The sequence below is a fragment of the Mesorhizobium delmotii genome, from assembly GCF_900149755.1.
In the GTDB taxonomy this organism is placed as follows: Bacteria; Pseudomonadota; Alphaproteobacteria; order Rhizobiales; family Rhizobiaceae; genus Mesorhizobium; species Mesorhizobium delmotii.
In genome coordinates, this window is sequence record NZ_FUIG01000024.1 from 197,905 (window position 1) to 215,867 (window position 17,963).

The window sequence follows — 17,963 nt, forward strand, 5'->3', positions numbered from 1 at the left end:
TGCTGCAAAAAAATTTCAGATTGCGCAATAAAAATAGCTGTGGCACCGATTTGCCCGACATCGCGCAAACTTGGGAGGAGTAGTGGCGTCGTCCATGAAAGATATGCGCTCAAAGCTCGACCTGCTCGTGCGCGGCATGACGGGCCTGCGCCATGACGGCCGTTTCGACGAGCCCAACCTCGACGGCACGGCCGGCGACTACATCAGCTTCGATTCCTGGGAATGGCCGCAGGGTGTGGGCCTCTACGGCCTCGTTTGCCTCTGGCGGCACAATCGCGACCCGAAACTCCTGAAGACAATCGAAGACTGGTACGAGCGCCATTTAAAGGCGGGCCTGCCGCCGATGAACATCAACACCACCGCTCCGATGATGGCGCTGGCATTGCTCTGGGGCGAGACACGCGATCCGCGCTGGGAGACGCCTCTCGGCCAATGGGCCGAAAGGCTGCTTCGCGACATGCCTCGCACGCCCGAGGGCGGGTTCCAGCACAATGTCTCAGACAAGATCAACGACGACGAATTGTGGGACGACACGTTGTTCATGGCTGGCCTGTTCCTCGCTTTCCACGGACGCGCGGCCGGCCGGCAATCTTGCATCGACGAGGCTGTTCGCCAGTTCCTCGTCCATGCTCGCTATCTCGCCGACCCGAAAACGGGCTTGTGGTTCCATGGCTGGACATTTGCCGGCCGACATAATTTTGCCCGCGCTCTCTGGGCCCGCGGCAACGCCTGGATCACGGTCGGCATCCTTGACCTGATCGAAAATGGCGGTATCGGCAAGCCAGTCGAAGCCTATCTGCTCGGCGTGCTGGAAGCGCAGATCGAAGCGCTACTGCGCCTGCAGGCGCCATCGGGAGCATGGCACACTTTGCTCGATGACCCGACCTCCTATGAGGAGATGTCGGCCACCGCCGGCATCGGCTATGGTCTCATGAAAGCTGCGCGCATAGGCTTCGGGCCCAAGGCATGCGGTCCGGCGGGACGGCGCGCGCTCGGCGCGGTGCTGGCCAGCATCGACGAGAACGGCGTGCTCGGAAACGTTTCCTATGGCACCCGCATGGGCCATGATCTCCAATTCTACCGCGACATCCCGATCCAGCCTACCGGCTACGGCCAGGCCCTGGCGATCCTCTGCCTCACCGAGGGGATGATCCATGCCGAAGCTGCCGAGGCGGCGGCATGACGATGCGCGTTCTCTTCGGCGCCGGTCCCGGCGACATCGATGGCTACGGGACGGAGCGGCTACGCGCCGAGTTTCTGGTAGAGCGGCTGTTCGAGCCCGGCCGCATCGCCTTCGCTTACACCCATGTCGACCGCATGATCGTCGGCGGCGCGTGCCCAACCGCAGAGCCGCTGAGTTTCGGCGATGGCGCGGACGTCGGCACGCCTCATCTGTTCACCGCGCGCGAGATGGGCATCGCCAATCTCGGCGGCGCAGGAACGGTGAGCGTCGACCAGCAGCGCTTCGCGCTCGCCAACCGCGATGTGCTCTATGTCGGGCGCGGCGCTAAACAAGTGACGCTCGAAAGCGACAGCGCCGCGCACCCCGCCTGGTTCTATATGAACTCGGTTCCGGCCGGCGCGGACATCAAGCATCGGCTGATCACGAAATCCGAGGCGAAACCGCTTGAACTCGGCGAGGAGCGACGCGCCAACAAGCGCACACTGCGCATGTACATTCATCCGGAAGTCGCACCTTCCTGTCTGCTGCTGATGGGCATCACGGATCTCGCTCCGGGCAGCGTCTGGAACACCATGCCCCCTCACCTGCATGAGCGGCGTATGGAAGCCTATCTCTATTTCGATCTCGCGGCGGAAGAGCGGGTGGTCCATCTGATGGGACGGCCGGACAATACCCGCCATCTGATCGTGGCCAATGGCGACTGTGTCATCTCGCCGGCTTGGTCGATCCATATGGGCAGCGGAACCGGCCCCTACGCCTTCGTCTGGGGCATGACGGGCGAGAACCAGGCTTATAACGACGTGTCGCCCGTGCCTGTTGAGACGCTGCGATGAACACCGTGGAACCGATCAAGCACGATCTTACGCTGCGCCGGCTGCTCGCGCTCGGCGGCCCCGTCGTTTACTGGCTCGTCGGCACGACGTCTGAGCAGCGCTACGATGTTGCAGATCAGCCGATGCAAGGGGAGATGGATCCCTTCTTCTTCCTGACCAAGCACAAGAATTTCATCCCGCACGAATATCCCTGCCGAACCGAGTTTGCCGCCGAACGCCGCGGGAAACGGCCCAAGCCGCAGGGAGTGTTCGAGCCGGACCGTGTTTGGCTTCCGTTCGGCTCGCCGCGCGTCGACCTGTCGGGCTTCTGGTTCCGCCCGACCGTGGTCGCCACCTGGGCAAGTACCGTGCTCGACGCAGGCTCGGACGGCCGGGCGCGGCTGCGGCTGCGCACCTGCGGCGGCGCCGTTTTGTTCGTCAACGGAATAGAGGCCGGCTGGATGGCGCCCTACGGGCGCAATCTCGAGGCTTCCCAGGATTTCGAGGTCGATCTCGTCGCCGGCGCCAACGAGATCAGCATCTGGTTCGACGATCTCGCCGAGCGTGACGCACGCTACTTCTTCCAACTCGACTATCTCCGGGGCCCAACGGCCGAACAGGTCTTGCCTACGACCGTCAAAGGCGACGTCGCGGCGGCCATGGAAGCCGCGCTCGACGCGATGCATTTCGAGCGTCCATTTTATTCCGGCGGCGAAGTGGCGCTGGTGACGGATGTCGCGCTGCCGGTTGCCGTGGATGTAGCGATCGTGATCGAGGGCGACTTCATGTCGATCGAGGCGCCCGTGATCTTCCGCCGCCGCATCGAAGCGGGGGCAAGACGCATCACTATTGCCGCCACGGAAGACCTTCCCGCCGACTTCCGGCATTTTGCCGTATCGCTCTCATCTTCAGGCTTTGTTGCCCAGCGGGTCTTCGGCGTGGAGATCTGTCATGCGGCGCGTCAGGGTCGCGCGCCTGCCATCCTTGCCGACAGGATCGGCGAAGCCCTGGAACAGGTCTCCAATTTCGCGGAGGCCGATACCGTGCGGGCGCTGGCGCGGCTGGCGACGGGCCGCGGCGGCGTCGAAACCGACGCCATCATTGCTGCTGCACTGCCGGCGATCGAGGATTGCCACGACTGCGCCGATTTCATCCTGGTTCCACTGCTCTGGTGCCGTCGTGCCTATGGCGACTCGATCGCGGTCGATCTCCGTCACCGCATTGACCAGGCGATCCTCAATTACCGCTATTGGATGGATGAGCCGGGTAACGACGTGCAGTGGTACTTCTCCGAAAACCATGCGCTTCTGTTTCACACCGCGGCTTATCTCGGCGGCCATCTCTTGCCCGATGCCCGCTTTGTCCGCCCGGGGCGCACCGGCGCGGAGCAGTCGACCGTGGGCCTTGCGCGCGTGCGCGCTTGGCTCGATCATTTCGAGGAATGGGAAATGGCGGAATTCAACTCCGCCCCTTATTTCCCGATCGATCTCAAGGGGTTGACGATCCTGTACGCGCTTGGGCCAGATGCCGACGTCCGCCGGCGCGCCGGGGCTGCGATCAACCGCCTGCTCGAGATCGTCGCCCGCTCGGCTCAGCAGGGCATGCTTACGGGCGCGCAGGGACGCTCCTACGAACACACGCTGCGCGCCGCCCGTTCGCTGGAACTTTCCGGCATTGCACGCATGCTGTGGGGCAAAGGTTTCTACGGCATGCGCTTCCACGCCCTGCCGCAGCTTGCGCTCTGCCTGCGCGACCATGGCCTCCACGTCCCGCAAGAACTGACCGGCATCGCTTGCATGGCGGGCGACGACGCGCAGGAATGGTGCTTCGCGCAGGGCCAGAACCGGATAGCCAAGCTCTACCACTACAAGACCCGCGATTTCGCCATGGGAAGCGCAGCAGCCTATCGCTGGAACGAATGGGGTTATCAGGAAACGGTGCTGCACCTGCGCCTCGGCGGCAATCCCGATGCGCAGATATGGATCAACCATCCGGGCGAGACAATTCATTCGGGCTATGGCCGGCCGTCCTACTGGGGCGGCTCCGGATCTCTGCCGCGCGTGCATCAATACCGCGACCTGGCTGTTGTGCTGTTCAGCTGCGCTGCCGAGCAGCCCGACTTTACCCATGCCTGGTTCCCACAGAGCGCGTTCGACGAAGCGTGGGTCAAGAAAAATATCGCTTCGGCGCGCGGCGGCGATGGGTTCGCGATGCTGAAGGCCGACAGCGCCTTCGAGCTCGTCGGCCGCGGGCCGACCGCTGGAAACGAGCTGCGCGTGCCGGGCCATCAAGCCGCATGGATCATCCGCTTGGGCCGGCGCCGGCAATATGGGTCGCTGGAGGAATTCGAGGCGCAGTTTTGTCAGCTCGCGCTCGGCCATGGAAAAAACGACCTTCTGCATGTCAATGACCCGGAATACGGCGACGTGCTGTTCCATCCGGATGGCCGCATGGAGGCTGAGGATCGTGTCATCGATCCGGCCGACTGGCAGGTCACGGGCGAAGCCACGTTCTTCACAGCCGGCGCCATCGCAACCAGGTGAGGATCGGATCAAAAGGAGCCCGACAAGCAGTTCGGACAGCGACAATCAAGCGGTGAAGACCGCAAAAGCGGAGGAGTGAACCATGAGAATGAATTCGATAATCTTGGGCCTTTCGGCTGGCCTTCTGTCGTCGACCGCGTTCGCAGGCGACGTTCGGGTGATGTGGTACTCGGACGGTGTCGAGGGCGAGGTGATACAGGACCTGCTCAACCGCTTCATGAAAGACAATCCGGACATCAACGTCATTCTCGACAATGTCGCCTACAAGGTTGTCCAGGAGCAGCTTCCGGTCGAACTCGAGGCAGGACGCGGTCCCGATATCGCCCGCGTCACCAACATCAAGGAACTCGCCGATCATTGGCTCGACCTGACGCCTGTGGTTGCCGATCCAGCATACTGGCAGACGAATTTCGGCGACCAGTTCGACTGGATGCGCCCTGACGGTTCCAAGATCATTCCGGGCTTCATGACCCAGATCACGCTGACCGGCGGCTTCGTCAACAAGACGCTTTTCGAACAGGCCGGCGTGCCGATCCCGGCCGACACCGCAACCTGGGACGAATGGATCGATGCCGCCGGCAAGGTGCAGCAGAGCCAGCAGCTCAATGCTGCCTTTGCCATCGACCGCAGCGGCCATCGTATCTCGGCGGCGAACATTTCTTATGGCGCCAATTACATCGGCGGTGATCGACTGCCGGCGCCGATCGACGCCGGCACGAAAGCGTTCGCCGAAAAGCTGGTCAATTGGGTTGCCGACGGCCGCATGAACAAGGAGATCTGGGTGTCGGCGTCGGGCACCACCTATCGCGCCGGGGCCGACGACTTCATCAATGGGCAGATTGCCTACTACTATTCGGGCAGCTGGCAGGTCGCCAACCTCGCCAGCAAGATCGGCAAGAACTTCGACTGGGTGGCGACAGGCTCGCCGTGCGGCACCGCCGCCTGCACCGGCATGCCGGGCGGCGCCGCGCTGGTCGCCGTCAAATACACGAAGAACGCCGCTGAAGTCGGCAAGGTGATGGACTTCCTGGGACGCGAGGACATCATGCGCGAATTCACCGAGCGCACCCTGTTCCTGCCCGCGCACAAGGGCGTTCTCGCCGGTAGGATCGATTACAAGACCGACGACGAGAACGTCAAGGCGTCGCTCGAAGCCTTCCTGAAGGCGTCGGGCAAGATCGCGCCGAACGCCGCCGCCCTGCCGGCGTGGAAATGGGGAACTCCGGTTTATGGCGCGCTGGTGACCCGCATCAGTCAGGTCATGGCCGGCGAGCTGAAGCTCGACGAGGCTTTCGTCCGCATCGACGAGGACATCAAGGCAAAGGTGGCCGAGGCATCGAAGTAGCGTCGCGGCAGTGTCATGGCAGACGTCCGAAACGGCATAGCAACCCGCGCCGGCGCCATGATCCTGGCGCCGGTCGGCTGGCTTGCGAATGTTTTCGATGCGCCACTGCGCATGTTGCAACGGCGCACGGGCAGCAATGGCATGGCCGTGTTCTTCCTGGCGCCGAACATGCTGGTGTTCGGCATTTTCGTGCTGTTTCCGCTGGTCATCAACATCCTGTATTCGATGACCGGTGGCGGGGCGCTGTTCCTCGGCGACCGCACCTTCGTCGGCGCCGATCAGTACGGGCGGCTGTTCAGTTGCGGCAGCTATCTCGATCCGAAGAGCTGCACCGAGGACCTGTTCTGGATCGCGGTTTGGAACACCCTGACCTTCGTCGTGCTGCAAGTGGCGATGATGGTCGCCGTAGCGCTTGTCACCGCACTCGTGCTCAACCGTGAGTTGCGTGCGCGCAGTTTCTGGCGCGCCGTGTTCTTCTTCCCGGTGCTTTTGTCGCCGGTCGTTGTCGGTCTCATCTGGCGCTGGATCCTGCAGCGGCAGGGACTGCTCAACCTGATGGTGTTCGAGGCGGGCGGAACCCCGGTCAACTGGCTGGTGGAGCGCAACTGGGCCTTCACGGCGACGATCATGGTGTCGGTCTGGGCCCATGTCGGCTTCTATGCGCTGATCCTTCTCGCCGGCCTTCAGGCCATTCCGAAAGACCTCTACGAGGCCGCCGAGATGGACGGAACGCGGCCCATGCGCGTCTTCTGGCGCATAACGCTGCCCTTGCTGGCGCCCAACCTGCTGGTCGTGCTGGTGCTGACACTCATCCGCGCCGTGCAGATATTCGACGAAGTCTATGTGCTGACCGGCGGCGGTCCCGGGACCAGCACGCTGTTCCTCACGCAGTACATTTACGAGGTCGGCTTCGCCTCGCTGCTGCGCAATCCGGGGCTCGCCTCCGCGGCCTCGATCCTCATGGGAGCGGTGCTGGTCGTGCTGACCTTGATCCAGCTGGGCATCGCAAGGCGCAACGAGCAGCGGGGCAAGATGCGATGAGCAGGGTTGCGGAATTTCTGTTCCGCCGGCGCGGCGGCGCCGGCTGGCACTGGACGGACGTTTTCACCTGGTTCTGGCTGATCGGCGGGCTGATTGTCATGTTCGGCCCGGCGCTCTGGCTGGTCAACTCGTCGTTCAAGACGCCTGCCGCGCTGGCGGAGTTCCCCCCGACTGTTTTGCCCTATGTCACCGCCGAAGCTATCGTGGAGGGGTACGAGGAGCCGCTGCAGCTATTCGAAGTGCGCAATGATGACGGCAGCGTGCGCGTGCTCGCCGAAGTGCGCCGCCTCGGCACCGTCGCGCAGATGGTCGATCCCGCCAACCCGGGCGAGATCATACGCGTCAACATCAAGAACCGTACGCCCAAGCGCAGCATCGCCTTCGCGCTCGATAATTATGTCCAGCCTTTCCTCGCCTTTGACTTCTTCCTCTACCTGCGCAACTCGGTCTTCGTCACCGTGGTCGCCACCCTGATTACGCTCCTGACCAATTCGATGGCTGCGTTCGCACTGTCGAAGTACAATTTTCGGGGACGTTCGGCTGTGATGATGCTCATCGTCGCGACGCTGATGGTGCCGCTCTCCGTCATTCTGGTGCCGCTCTATTCGGTCATCTCGGCAATGGGACTGTTCAATTCGTTATGGGGCGTGATCCTGCCCACAGTGGCGACGCCCACGGGCGTCTTCATGCTACGCCAGTACATGCTGACTATACCCGACGAGCTGATCGAGGCAGCGCGCATGGACAAAGCGTCGGAATGGCAGATCTACTGGCGCATCATCCTGCCGCTGACCGCCCCCGCGCTGGCGGTACTGGCGATCTTTTCCGTCGTCTGGCGCTGGAACGATTTCCTCTGGCCACTGATCGTCTTGTCGCGCAAGGAGGTCTATACGCTGCAGGTTGGTCTCAACACCTATGCCGGCGAACTCAACGTGCAGTGGCATTACATCCTGGCCATGACCGTCGTCACCATGATCCCGGTCGTGCTGGTGTTCATTTTCCTTCAGCGCTTCATCACCACCGGCATTGCCGGTTCCGGTCTGAAATAGAGGCTACCATGAGCCAGATCACACTCACCGACGTATCAAGGGCATTCGGCAAGATCGGCGTGCTGCACGACATAAATCTCGATATCCTTGACGGTGAGCTGATCGTCTTCGTCGGCCCCTCCGGCTGCGGCAAGTCCACGCTGCTGCGGCTCATCGCCGGGCTTGATCTGCCGACAGGCGGCGCCATCGCGATCGATGGCAAGGACGTGACCACCGTTCCGGCCGCCGACAGGGGATTGGCGATGGTATTCCAATCCTACGCGCTTTACCCGCACATGAGCGTGCGCCAGAACCTGGCCTTCGGACTGGAGAACGCCCGTATGGCGCGTGCCGAAATCGATGCGCGCATCGCCGAAGCCGCGCGGATGCTGGAAATCGCGCCGTATCTCGACCGGCGCCCCGGCCAGCTCTCCGGCGGCCAGCGCCAGCGCGTCGCGATCGGCCGCGCCATCGTGCGCAATCCAACCGCTTTCCTGCTTGACGAGCCGCTGTCCAATCTCGACGCCGAACTGCGCATCTCGACACGCGCCGAACTGGCCGCCCTGCACGAGCGGCTGTCGGCGACGATGGTCTATGTCACGCACGACCAGATCGAGGCGATGACGCTTGCCGACCGCATCGTCGTGCTGCGCGCCGGCCGCATCGAGCAGATTGGCACGCCGCTCGACCTCTACAATCATCCGGCCAATCTGTTCGTCGCCGGTTTCATCGGTGCACCGCGTATGAACCTCCTGCCGGTAAAGGTGGCACCCGGGGGCACTGGCCGGTCAAGCCTCACGCTGGACGGTTCAGCTGGATTCGAGATCGACGGGATTGTCAGCGCGGCCAATGGCGACGTGACGCTCGGGCTGCGGCCACATCACATCAGCCTCGCCGATGCCGGCCAGGGAGATGTTGCGGCCCGCGTCGCGCTGGTGGAAGCCCTCGGCTCCGAGACGATCGTCCACACCAAGACAAGCGGCGGCCAGACCATGCTTGCAGTTGTCCCCGGACAATGCCCGGTGACTTCAGGCGACACGGTGGATCTGAAGTTCGACACCAGCCATCTGCATCTTTTCGATGACACCGGCCTGCGCATCGCTGTGAGTTAGAAGTCGGTTAACCCGTCTGGGATGGCGCGTCCCGGCATGATATGCCGCAGCGCGACGTCCGCTGCAGGCGCTGCCTCGCCATAGATGGTCGCGGTATCGCGGCAGCGGGCGGCGCCACCCGCCGCCCAGGTGCCGATCCCGATGCGCGGTATCGAGCGGCCATTCCAAAGCTCCATCATCTGCATGCCCCGCCTCCATTATCTCAACGACGCAGGCTGGCGTGGCGGGCATGCTCGCGGATCTCTTCGCGAGAAATGCCAGCATCCGCCAGTGTGCTGTCTGGGGCCTGCCTCAAGCTCGCAAGCGTCTGGCGATAGGCAAGCCAGCGGGCGAAACGGTGTCGAAGTTTATACAACATGATCGTCTCCTTTGGCGCGCAGAATGCCCGCGCGCTTGGGTTGGTCGAAAGCGCAAAGCATCTGCGCGAAGCGCTGCGCGATCGAAAGGATTGCGCTGGCTTGTTGGCCAGCCGAGGCGCCTGTCACTGTCCCGCCAAGCAGGATTGTCCAACGCCTCCAATGCCTGGATACTTGCGCGTGATGCCCGCTTCGCGCTACAGCCACGGTCGCAAGGAGTTTTTCATTTCTGCAAAATGGACATCGACTGGGACGATCTGAGGTTGTTTCTCGACGTTGCGCGCCTGGGTGGCTTGAGCGCAGCGACGGGAACCACGCGCCTCAGCGCAGCCACCCTTGGACGACGCGTTACCGCGCTCGAAAAACAGATCGGCGAACCGCTGTTTGTGCGTCAGCAGACAGGCTACCGGCTGACCCCGGTCGGTGAAGAACTGCTGCGGCGCGCCGAAGACGTCGAGGCAGCAATGCAGTCGCTGACCCGCTGGCGCGAGGGAAACCTGCCCGACCGCATTGTCCGCGTCTCGGCCGGGCCATGGACCTCAGCCTTCGTTTCCGCCCATATCGGCGAGATCTGGACGGTCGATGACGGCATAAGGGTGGAACTCGTCACCACCACCGACCGCGTCGACATCGGCCGCCGTGCCGCCGACATCGGCATCCGCAGCGAGCGCCCGACCGAGCAGTGGCTGGCCGGCCGTCAGAGCGGCAAGGTCGCCCACGCCATTTATTCCGGACGCCACCTGATCAACGGCATCGCCGCCGGGTTGTTCGTCGGCGTCACCGGCGAAGGGGCAAATATTGCCTCGGCGCGCTGGCTGCGAGCCCATCACGGCGACCGCATCGCCGTGCGCGGCAACAACACCCATTCGGTGCGCGAACTGGTGGCCGCCGGCGCCGGCCTTTCGATCTTTCCGTGCTTCGTCGGTGACAGCGATCCGCGGCTGGTTCGCGTCGCGCAGCCTATCCCCGAACTCGAAACCGACCAATGGATCGTCACTCATCACGAGGAACGTCACTCCCCGCCGGTACGAAAAGTCGCCGACCGGATTACCGCCTTGATGCGGGCGCACCAGCCGCTGTTTCGCGGCGAGACGCCGATCCGGTAAGCCCTCAGGCGTCGATCGGCCGCCAGCTGAGCCGCATGCTGGCACTCATGCCGGACTCCTGCGCCGTCAGGCCTAGGCCGTAATACTTCAACAGGGACTCGAACTCGCCATGCCGCTGCGTCCAGCCGCTATTCGCGGCACCGACCATCGAGCCCAGCGGACGCTTTGTTCCATTGCTGACCACCGTCAAAAAGAGCGCTGTTAACCAAATTTTCTAACCCGCCAATGCTTATTCGCGCGACTGAAGGGGTGAGGTGATCGATGTGCGATTCAAACATAAGCGCATTTCCGCTGCATCGGCGACGGAAATTGGTCGAAGGGATCGCCCTGGTCCTGGAATCCAAGAACGGGGAGGACGCGAACGCCTTCTGGCGCAGCACCGCCAAGGCAATTCTCGTTCAACTATCCGAATCAGGAATTGCACCCGGGCTGGCCGAACAGGAAGTCGGAGCGCTTCTTCATGCTGTCTTGGATGATATAGCCACCCGCAGTGCGGCGAAACTAGCACAATAGCATCGGCTGGCTCACGACGATGGATTGCCGCGTGGCACCACCGCATCCGTCAAATGCAAGGTTTCTCAATGCGGATGAAAAGATAGCCGCGTTCGTCGAAATCATGCCTCACCGTTGCAGACACCAGCATCAAGGGCTCGGATGAGCCCTGACGCCCCTTACTGCGCAATGGGGAGGGAAATCCTGCGCATGGGCGCGATCACGCCCGGTCTATGTAGCTGCGCCCCACCATGCGCGCCTATGACACGAAGAAGTCGTCCACTGTGAGGAATGTGCTCGGGTCCAGGGCGGCAAACTTGACAGTCGCCGCTCCTCCTGCCCCGTCCACATCGAACAGCAGATCGCCGGTCTGCTCGTCGTAAATGATGTGGTCGTTATCATCGATGGCGTGCTTGCCGACGACGAAAACCGCAGCGGAAAGCGAGCCGGCCGACAGCCCGACGAATGCGGAGCTGTCCAGCCAGAACACATCGTCGAGCGCATTGAAGTCTTCTATCCTGTCGTAGTTCGCCGGCCCAAGTGCGTCGAACACGAAGACATTCCTGCCCGCGTCGCCGGCCAGCCGGTCGCGGCCGGCGCCGCCATTGAGGATGTCGTCGCCAGCACCACCTCGCATGTCGTCGGAGCCGGCGCCGCCGTCGAGGACGTCGTCGCCGGTGTCACCGCGGACGCCGTCTGCGCCCTCACCACCGCTGATCTCGTCATCGCCAGCGCCGCCCTTCAGCCAATCGGTGCCCGCGCCTCCAATGATGTCGTCGGCGCCGGCGCCGCCGAACAACTGGTCGTGGCCGGCACCGCCGTCGAGCGTATCGTTGAACGGGGTGCCGCTGATGCGGTCGCCGCCGCCCAGCGCGGCGACGAGCACGGCATGATCATGGCTTGCGTAGCTCGCGATGTTTTTGGCGTCGGTCAGGGTAATGGATTCGGCCGGCGGAGTGACGGTGATCGTAATCGTCGCCACATTGCTGTTGCCCTGGCCGTCCGTAGCGTAAACCGTAAAGCTGTCGGTGCCGATGAAGCCGGCCTCCGGTGTGTAGTCGAACAGGTTTCCGCTCAGAAAATCCGCATGATAGTGCAGGGTAGTGCCATAATGACCCTGGTGAAACGGGTAGTAGTTACCGTCGAAACTCGTCTCCTGCTCCAGCGTGCCGCTGTCCGGCCCGTCCAAGACGATAAAGTTCAAGAGATCGTAGTCGGCATCTGTCGCGCTGAACTTGACGTCGTCGAGAGATTGCGCCTGCGAAATCGACAAGTCCAGGTCGGCAACGGTGGGCGCGTGATTAACGAAGGTGTCGGACTGAAGCACGCCCCCTTTCAAGATGATCTGGTGCTGACCGTATTGGGTGTTTTCGCCGCCGAAATATTCGTTCGCCCCGATCCATGTCACCGTGAGGTCGTCGGGGCTGTCGGCGCTGATCGAGACGATCCGGACCGACTGGAAGGCCGCCTGGTCGGACACGGTGCGGAGAAAATTGCCTTCGTTGTCGAAGACCTGCGTTTCCACTGTCGTCCAGGTTTCGGTCCTGCCCTCGTGGGTGAAGCTGGTGATGGTGAAGAAGCCGTCGAAGACATCGACCGAAGCCAGTTCGACCCCACCGAAAGGGAAATCCGGCTTTGCGCCTATCGGTCCGATTACGTCGCCGTCTGTTTCCGTAATGCTGAAAAGGACCGAGTCAGAGGTCGGATTGGGATTCTCGGGTTCGTTCCATACGATGAGTTCACTGCCATTGCTTAAGGTCGGCATCTTCCTTGCCTTTGCGCCTGGAGGTGCTGCGGATGCCCCCAATTCCAACAGTAACATGTTACGCGAGACGGATCGGTGACAAACCCAACCGCCCTTCGCCTTCTTCGAATGTGGTTAATTCTGTTTCTCGGGCGCGGAGTGGTCATGCCCAACTGTCTGATTGGATGGAGGAGCGGGGGCTTTCCGCCGACAAAACTCGGGTGGCCTTCACCATTCTCTGGGACTTCGTCCCGCTACACTTTCTCATTGAACGACGGCGACGCTGCGCAAAAACTGCTCGCCTCCCAGCACGATGAAAGACACGACCGTCATCATCAGGCCGCGTTGGAAGCGTGCCTGCTTTATGATCCTGACGCGTGACGTTTTCAGCAGTTCGGTGGCCAGAACAGAGGTCCAGTCCGACCTCAAGACTTGGTGCATCAGGTCACGGACATCGGCAAAGTAGCTGGGGTCGACATAGTACACCGGTGGGACCTTGGAACCATCAGACGTCTTGCCATTGAATTCCCTCTCCGCGCGTGTCCGGCTCGGATAGAGCACCTGGCCGAACTGAAAGATCGGCATGATGACGATCCCCCAAACGACCGCATAGAACAGCGGCCCGATCGGCGCATGTGTCGGCAAAAGATCGCCGAAGCGCAGCACAAGGTTGAGAGCGAGGATGTAACCCACGCCAACGATTTGCGCCTTGTTGTCGTAGGAGCGCGCCACAGTTTGTGCTTCCTGAAGTGCGGCGAGCAACATCTTGTCAGCATAGTCGCGTGTGGTCTCACTTGGTCCGGCGTACATGACGGCATCCGATAGCAGAAGGCGGTCGACAAGAGATGGCGTTTCCTGCATGGCAAGCCCCTTTCTCAATGCTGGGGGACGAGAATGGGCATTGCCGGAACGTCAGGCGCTGCTGCCGGTTCATGCTTTTCCCGAATGCCGTTGACCGCGACATAAAGGGCCGGGAGGAAGACGAGCGTCAGCACCGTCGCGACGGCGAGCCCGCCGACAATGGCGTAGGCCATCGGCCCCCAGAACACGTCATGCATGATCGGGATCATGCCAAGGATGGCCGCAGCCGCGGTCAGCATGATCGGCCGGAACCTGTGCGTGGTCGCGTCGATCACCGCCTTCCAGGGATCGATCCCGCGCGCCCGCTCGTGCTCGATTTGATCGACGAGGATCACCGAGTTGCGGATGATCATTCCTGCAAGTGCGATGATCCCGAGGATGGCGATGAAGCCCATAGGCGTACTCGTGGTTAGCAGCGCGATTGCGACCCCGATGAGACCGAGCGGCGCTACGCTGATCACCATAGCCATCTGGCGGAAGCTGCCGAGCTGCACGATGAGTACGGTCAGCATCAACGTGATCATCAGCGGAAACTGGGCCAGCAGAGCGGCGTTGCTTTGGCCGCTCTTCTCGACCGTGCCGCCAGTTTCTAGCAGAGTGCCGGCCGGCAGTGACTTGGTGTACTCTTCGACCGCGCCTGCGAGTCGCTCGTGAACGGAGGCGGGCTGCAGCCCCGGCAACGGTTCCGCCTGGACTGTGATGGTGGGCAGGCGGCCGCGACGCCAGACATAGCCCTCGTCGAGACCGTACTGGAACTCGGCAAGTTCGCGCAGGGGCACCGAGGCGCCTGTCGGAGTGGGGATCTGGAGATTGCGTAAGGCCTCAACGCTTGCGCGCTCGCTGTTTTCGGCCCGGGCCACGACATCGACCAGATAGATCGAGTCGCGCAGCTGAGTGACCGTCGAGCCGGTGAGCACGCGGTCGAGCGCCTGGGCGAGCTGTTCGGAGCTTAGGCCAGCCTGACGCACGCGATCCTGATCGACCACGATGCGCAGTTCCTTGTTCTTCTCAGCCCAGTCGTAGTTGACGTTGCGCACGAGTCCGGATGACCGCAGTATCTTTGCGAGTTCCTCCGCGTGCTCCCTCGCTTCGTCGGTCGTCGGCGCGCTCACCCGGTATTGCACCGGCCAGCCGACCGGCGGCCCGAGTTCCAGGCGCGAGATGCGGGCCCTCACGTTCGGGAAGCTGTCGGCAAACAGCGTCTCGAGCTTCGCCTGAACGCGGTCCCGCGCCTCGAGATCCTTCGCGACCACCACGGTTTCCGCCATGAAGTCGTTGTCGAGCTGGACGTCGAGCGGCAAGTAGAAGCGGATGGCGCCGCCGCCCACATAGGAAGAGAAGCCGGCGATGTCGGGGTCGCTGGCAAGCGTCTCTTCCAGCCGCTTCGTCTCCGTTTCGGTCGCCGCGATCGAGGCATTCTTCGGCAGCGTCATCGTCACCACAAGCTCGGGCCGGTTCGACGCCGGGAAGAACTGCTGCTGCACGAAACCCATGCCGTACAGGGAGGCGCCGAAGGCGGCAAGCGAGGCGGCGATGGTAAGCCAGCGGTGCCGCATGCTGAAGCCGAGCAAGCCAATGAAAGCGCGCATGAAGCGGCCCGGCCCATGAGTGCCATGCGCCTTCATGTGAGAAGGCAGCAGGGACAGCCCGATTACCGGCGCGAAGATCACGGCCACGAACCAGGAGGCCACGAGCGCAACCGCAATGACGGCAAACAGCGAAAACGTATACTGTCCGGTGTTGTTGTCGGCGAAGCCTATTGGCAGGAAGCCGAGGATCGTGATCAGAGTTCCCGATAACATGGGGAAGGCGGTAGAAGTATAGGCGAATGTAGCCGCCTTAACTTTTTCCATGCCTTCCTCGATCTTCGAGATCATCATTTCGATGGTGATCATCGCATCATCGACCAGTAGGCCGAGCGCGATGATGAGCGCGCCGAGCGAGATGCGCTGCAGGCTGATGCCCATCGCATCCATGGCGATAAAGACGATGGCGAGCACCAGCGGGATCGACAAGGCGACCACGAGCCCGGCCCTGAAGCCGAGGCTGAGGAAGCTGACAGCGAGCACGATGACGATCGCCTCGAACAGCGCCTTGGTGAATTCACCGATAGCTTCGCGCACGACCTCGGGCTGGTCCGAAACCAGGTTGAGCTCAATGCCCACGGGAAAACGTTGCATTAGACGCGCGGCCGCTTCGTGCAGGCCTTCGCCGAATTCGAGGTTGTTGCCGCCCTCGCGCATGTTCACGCCGATGCCGATGGCCGGCTTGCCGTTGACGCGGAACATCTTCGTGGGCGGGTCACTGTAGCCGCGCTGAACCTTGGCGATGTCGGTGAGTTTGTAGAACCGTCCATCGATCCAGAGGTTGAGGCCGGCAATGCTCTGGGGCTTAAGTAGCGAGCCGGTAACGTCGACGAGCATGTTTTCGTCCGGCGTGTTGATGACGCCGGAAGGCACAACCGCGTTCTGCCGAGCGATCGCCGTCAGCACTTCGTCGAGGCTGAGCTTAAGATTGGCGAGCTTCTGGGGTGAGAAGCTGAGATAAACCTTTTCGTCCTGGTCGCCAAAAATCTCGACCTTGCCGACGTCGGACGAACGCAGGAACTCGGTCCGCGCCGTCTCGGCGAAGTCTCGCGCCTCGCGCGGCGAGAAGCCGTCGAAGGTGATTCCGTAGATGATGCCGAATACGTCGCCAAACTCGTCGTTGAAGAAGGGGCCGACCACGCCAGGGGGAAGCGTCGCCTGGACGTCACTGACCTTCTTGCGGACCTGGTACCAGATGTCGTCGAGCTCGCGCTTGGGCGTCGACTCCTTGAGGTAAACGAAAATGGTCGCCTGGCCGGGTTTGGTGTAGCTCTTGATATAATCGAGCTGGGGAGTCTCCTCGAGCTTCTTCTCGAGCCTGTCGGTCACCTGTGTGAGCATATCGGCCGCGGTGGCCCCGGGCCAAACCGCCTGGACCACCATGGTTTGCACGGTGAAATCCGGATCCTCCTGCCGGCCGAGCCTCTCGTAAGCGCTGATGCCGCCGATGACGCAGACGAGCATGAGGAATACGACGATGGCCCGGTTGTGGACGGCCCATTCCGAAAGATTGAAGCGTGTCATCACTCGACCTCCGTCTCAGCGTTCACCAACTCACCGTCTGCCAGCGAATTAACGCCGGCGGTCACGACCTTCTCTCCTGCCGACAGCCCGTGGCTGACGACGACGGAGTCTGTATCGAATTGAAGCAGCTGGACGTTCCGGCGCTGCACCTTGCCGTCACCGCCAATCACCCAGACCTGCGGCTCCTCTCCGGACTGCAGCAGCGCGGTCGGGGGTAGCGTAGTGACCTCCTGGCCTCCTTCGCTTTCGACGCGACCTATGACGACTGCGCCCAGCCGCATCTCTGGCGGCGGCGAAGCCAGTGCCACCTTCACCTGATAGGTGCCGGTCGTGCTATCGGCCTCGGGGGAAATCTCGCGGATAGTGCCGGTGACCGCGACGTCCGGCCGGCCCTGGATCGAAATGTTCACCGCCATGCCGAGCTCTGCCCCGGCGATGTCTTCGCCGGCAACAGCGAAGACCGCCTCGCGCGCGTCATTGCGGGAGATCTCGACGACCATCTGGCCCGCGGCCACGACCTGACCAGGGTCCGCGCCAGCCGCCGTCACAATGCCGTCGTCGGGCGCAAGCAGCTGCGTGTAGCCGAGCTGGTTTTCAACGATCCGGAGATTGGCTTCGGCCGCCTTGACGGCAGCTTGTGCGCTCTGCAACGACTTCAGCGCCTCATCGTACTGCGAACGTGTGGCAAAGCCCTTGCCGAGCAGAATGCGGAAGCGTTCCTCCTGGGCCACGGCCTGTACGAGTGCGGCCTTGGCCGCCGTGAGATCCGCCTCTGCGGCGGTCACCTTGTTGCGGTAATCGACGGCACTGAGCTCAGCGAGCTTCTGACCTTTCTTGACGATGGCGCCTATGTCGACATCGCGCGAGATGACTCGGCCGCCGACCTCGAAGCCGACCTCGCTGACATAACGCGACTGGACGCGACCGGCGCCCTCCGCCACCGTGGCGAGCTTGTGAGGGGTCACCACCACTGCCCGCGCCTGCCGCGGTGCTGCTAATGCTGCCTTCTCCTCTTCGGAACAGCCGGCAAGACAAAGGCCGGCGAGACAGACACAAAGGAATTTGCCGTACGATAGGCGCATAAAAGCCTCCGCTCGAAAGGATCGAGGTTGCAGGGAACTGATGATTGATGAAGGAACTCCGGCCTAGCGGCCGAGGCTCGATCTCATTTTGAACTTATATGTCAAATCGACCATATAGTCAATATGAGAATTGTGCAATCGTGCAATG

General features: G+C 62.4%; 15 protein-coding genes. 9 read left to right on the plus strand and 6 right to left on the minus strand.

The genetic code is table 11. The features are described 5' to 3' along the window. Nucleotides 1-94: 94 nt before the first annotated feature. The 7 genes from bglB (at nt 95) to BQ8482_RS14920 (ending at nt 9,064) form a co-directional block, all read left to right on the plus strand. Entirely contained in the window at nt 95-1,183 is a 1,089-nt protein-coding gene (gene bglB / locus BQ8482_RS14890; RefSeq protein ID WP_123148526.1) for a beta-galactosidase BglB, read from the plus strand. Further along, nucleotides 1,180-2,016, plus strand: coding sequence for a 5-dehydro-4-deoxy-D-glucuronate isomerase (gene kduI / locus BQ8482_RS14895; RefSeq protein WP_123148325.1), 837 nt, complete (start codon nt 1,180-1,182; stop codon nt 2,014-2,016). Before bglB ends, kduI begins: the two co-directional genes overlap by 4 nt. Further along, complete coding sequence (locus BQ8482_RS14900; RefSeq protein WP_244602812.1) at nt 2,013-4,538, plus strand: hypothetical protein; 2,526 nt, start codon at nt 2,013-2,015, stop codon at nt 4,536-4,538. Before kduI ends, BQ8482_RS14900 begins: the two co-directional genes overlap by 4 nt. Nucleotides 4,539-4,620: 82 nt before the next feature. After that, nucleotides 4,621-5,883 carry an ABC transporter substrate-binding protein gene (locus BQ8482_RS14905; RefSeq protein ID WP_123148326.1) on the plus strand — a complete coding sequence of 421 codons (1,263 nt, stop codon included), beginning with the start codon at nt 4,621-4,623 and terminating at the stop codon, nt 5,881-5,883. A 15-nt stretch (nt 5,884-5,898) separates the two neighbouring features. Further along, nucleotides 5,899-6,924 carry a carbohydrate ABC transporter permease gene (locus BQ8482_RS14910; protein WP_123148327.1) on the plus strand — a complete coding sequence of 342 codons (1,026 nt, stop codon included), beginning with the start codon at nt 5,899-5,901 and terminating at the stop codon, nt 6,922-6,924. Further along, the gene (locus BQ8482_RS14915) at nt 6,921-7,973 is read left to right on the plus strand and encodes a carbohydrate ABC transporter permease (protein ID WP_123148328.1); all 1,053 of its coding nucleotides are present in this window, start codon (nt 6,921-6,923) and stop codon (nt 7,971-7,973) included. Before BQ8482_RS14910 ends, BQ8482_RS14915 begins: the two co-directional genes overlap by 4 nt. A gap of 8 nt (nt 7,974-7,981) precedes the next feature. Next, a complete protein-coding gene (locus BQ8482_RS14920) occupies nt 7,982-9,064 on the plus strand; it encodes an ABC transporter ATP-binding protein (protein ID WP_123148329.1) in 1,083 nt (360 codons plus the stop codon). Here the strand turns inward: BQ8482_RS14920 and BQ8482_RS14925 are convergent. Continuing rightward, nucleotides 9,061-9,249: a hypothetical protein gene (locus tag BQ8482_RS14925; RefSeq protein ID WP_123148330.1), complete on the minus strand. Its 189-nt coding sequence runs from the start codon at nt 9,247-9,249 to the stop codon at nt 9,061-9,063. The two genes, BQ8482_RS14920 and BQ8482_RS14925, sit on opposite strands and share 4 nt — an antisense overlap. A 17-nt stretch (nt 9,250-9,266) precedes the next feature. Next, entirely contained in the window at nt 9,267-9,422 is a 156-nt protein-coding gene (locus tag BQ8482_RS38125; protein WP_143747964.1) for a YjiS-like domain-containing protein, read from the minus strand. 234 nt (nt 9,423-9,656) lie between these two features. Between BQ8482_RS38125 and BQ8482_RS14930 the strand changes: the two genes are divergently transcribed. Both BQ8482_RS14930 and BQ8482_RS14940 read left to right on the plus strand, forming a co-directional pair. Next, complete coding sequence (locus BQ8482_RS14930) at nt 9,657-10,526, plus strand: LysR family transcriptional regulator (protein WP_165848571.1); 870 nt, start codon at nt 9,657-9,659, stop codon at nt 10,524-10,526. A gap of 261 nt (nt 10,527-10,787) precedes the next feature. Then, nucleotides 10,788-11,039 carry a DUF6074 family protein gene (locus BQ8482_RS14940; protein WP_123148333.1) on the plus strand — a complete coding sequence of 84 codons (252 nt, stop codon included), beginning with the start codon at nt 10,788-10,790 and terminating at the stop codon, nt 11,037-11,039. Between the two features lie 238 nt (nt 11,040-11,277). Here the strand turns inward: BQ8482_RS14940 and BQ8482_RS14945 are convergent, their stop codons facing one another. The 4 genes from BQ8482_RS14945 to BQ8482_RS14960 all read right to left on the minus strand — a co-directional run bounded on the left by BQ8482_RS14945 (nt 11,278) and on the right by BQ8482_RS14960 (nt 17,815). Next, nucleotides 11,278-12,543 carry a calcium-binding protein gene (locus tag BQ8482_RS14945; RefSeq protein ID WP_244602814.1) on the minus strand — a complete coding sequence of 422 codons (1,266 nt, stop codon included), beginning with the start codon at nt 12,541-12,543 and terminating at the stop codon, nt 11,278-11,280. 483 nt (nt 12,544-13,026) lie between these two features. Beyond that, nucleotides 13,027-13,623 carry a Pycsar system effector family protein gene (locus BQ8482_RS14950; protein WP_123148335.1) on the minus strand — a complete coding sequence of 199 codons (597 nt, stop codon included), beginning with the start codon at nt 13,621-13,623 and terminating at the stop codon, nt 13,027-13,029. A gap of 14 nt (nt 13,624-13,637) precedes the next feature. Then, entirely contained in the window at nt 13,638-16,733 is a 3,096-nt protein-coding gene (locus BQ8482_RS14955; protein ID WP_280178829.1) for an efflux RND transporter permease subunit, read from the minus strand. Continuing rightward, nucleotides 16,733-17,815 carry an efflux RND transporter periplasmic adaptor subunit gene (locus BQ8482_RS14960; RefSeq protein WP_123148337.1) on the minus strand — a complete coding sequence of 361 codons (1,083 nt, stop codon included), beginning with the start codon at nt 17,813-17,815 and terminating at the stop codon, nt 16,733-16,735. The genes BQ8482_RS14955 and BQ8482_RS14960 overlap by 1 nt, the downstream gene beginning before the upstream one ends. Nucleotides 17,816-17,963: the final 148 nt, after the last annotated feature.

What these genes read in the sequence shown, in the direction of transcription:
- bglB (WP_123148526.1), top strand. Translation starts at nt 95, where the DNA reads ATGAAAGATATGCGCTCAAAGCTCGACCTGCTCGTGCGCGGCATGACG.
- kduI (WP_123148325.1), top strand. Translation starts at nt 1,180, where the DNA reads ATGACGATGCGCGTTCTCTTCGGCGCCGGTCCCGGCGACATCGATGGC.
- BQ8482_RS14900 (WP_244602812.1), top strand. Translation starts at nt 2,013, where the DNA reads ATGAACACCGTGGAACCGATCAAGCACGATCTTACGCTGCGCCGGCTG.
- BQ8482_RS14905 (WP_123148326.1), top strand. Translation starts at nt 4,621, where the DNA reads ATGAGAATGAATTCGATAATCTTGGGCCTTTCGGCTGGCCTTCTGTCG.
- BQ8482_RS14910 (WP_123148327.1), top strand. Translation starts at nt 5,899, where the DNA reads ATGGCAGACGTCCGAAACGGCATAGCAACCCGCGCCGGCGCCATGATC.
- BQ8482_RS14915 (WP_123148328.1), top strand. Translation starts at nt 6,921, where the DNA reads ATGAGCAGGGTTGCGGAATTTCTGTTCCGCCGGCGCGGCGGCGCCGGC.
- BQ8482_RS14920 (WP_123148329.1), top strand. Translation starts at nt 7,982, where the DNA reads ATGAGCCAGATCACACTCACCGACGTATCAAGGGCATTCGGCAAGATC.
- BQ8482_RS14925 (WP_123148330.1), bottom strand. Translation starts at nt 9,249, where the DNA reads ATGCAGATGATGGAGCTTTGGAATGGCCGCTCGATACCGCGCATCGGG.
- BQ8482_RS38125 (WP_143747964.1), bottom strand. Translation starts at nt 9,422, where the DNA reads ATGTTGTATAAACTTCGACACCGTTTCGCCCGCTGGCTTGCCTATCGC.
- BQ8482_RS14930 (WP_165848571.1), top strand. Translation starts at nt 9,657, where the DNA reads ATGGACATCGACTGGGACGATCTGAGGTTGTTTCTCGACGTTGCGCGC.
- BQ8482_RS14940 (WP_123148333.1), top strand. Translation starts at nt 10,788, where the DNA reads ATGTGCGATTCAAACATAAGCGCATTTCCGCTGCATCGGCGACGGAAA.
- BQ8482_RS14950 (WP_123148335.1), bottom strand. Translation starts at nt 13,623, where the DNA reads ATGCAGGAAACGCCATCTCTTGTCGACCGCCTTCTGCTATCGGATGCC.
- BQ8482_RS14955 (WP_280178829.1), bottom strand. Translation starts at nt 16,733, where the DNA reads ATGACACGCTTCAATCTTTCGGAATGGGCCGTCCACAACCGGGCCATC.
- BQ8482_RS14960 (WP_123148337.1), bottom strand. Translation starts at nt 17,815, where the DNA reads ATGCGCCTATCGTACGGCAAATTCCTTTGTGTCTGTCTCGCCGGCCTT.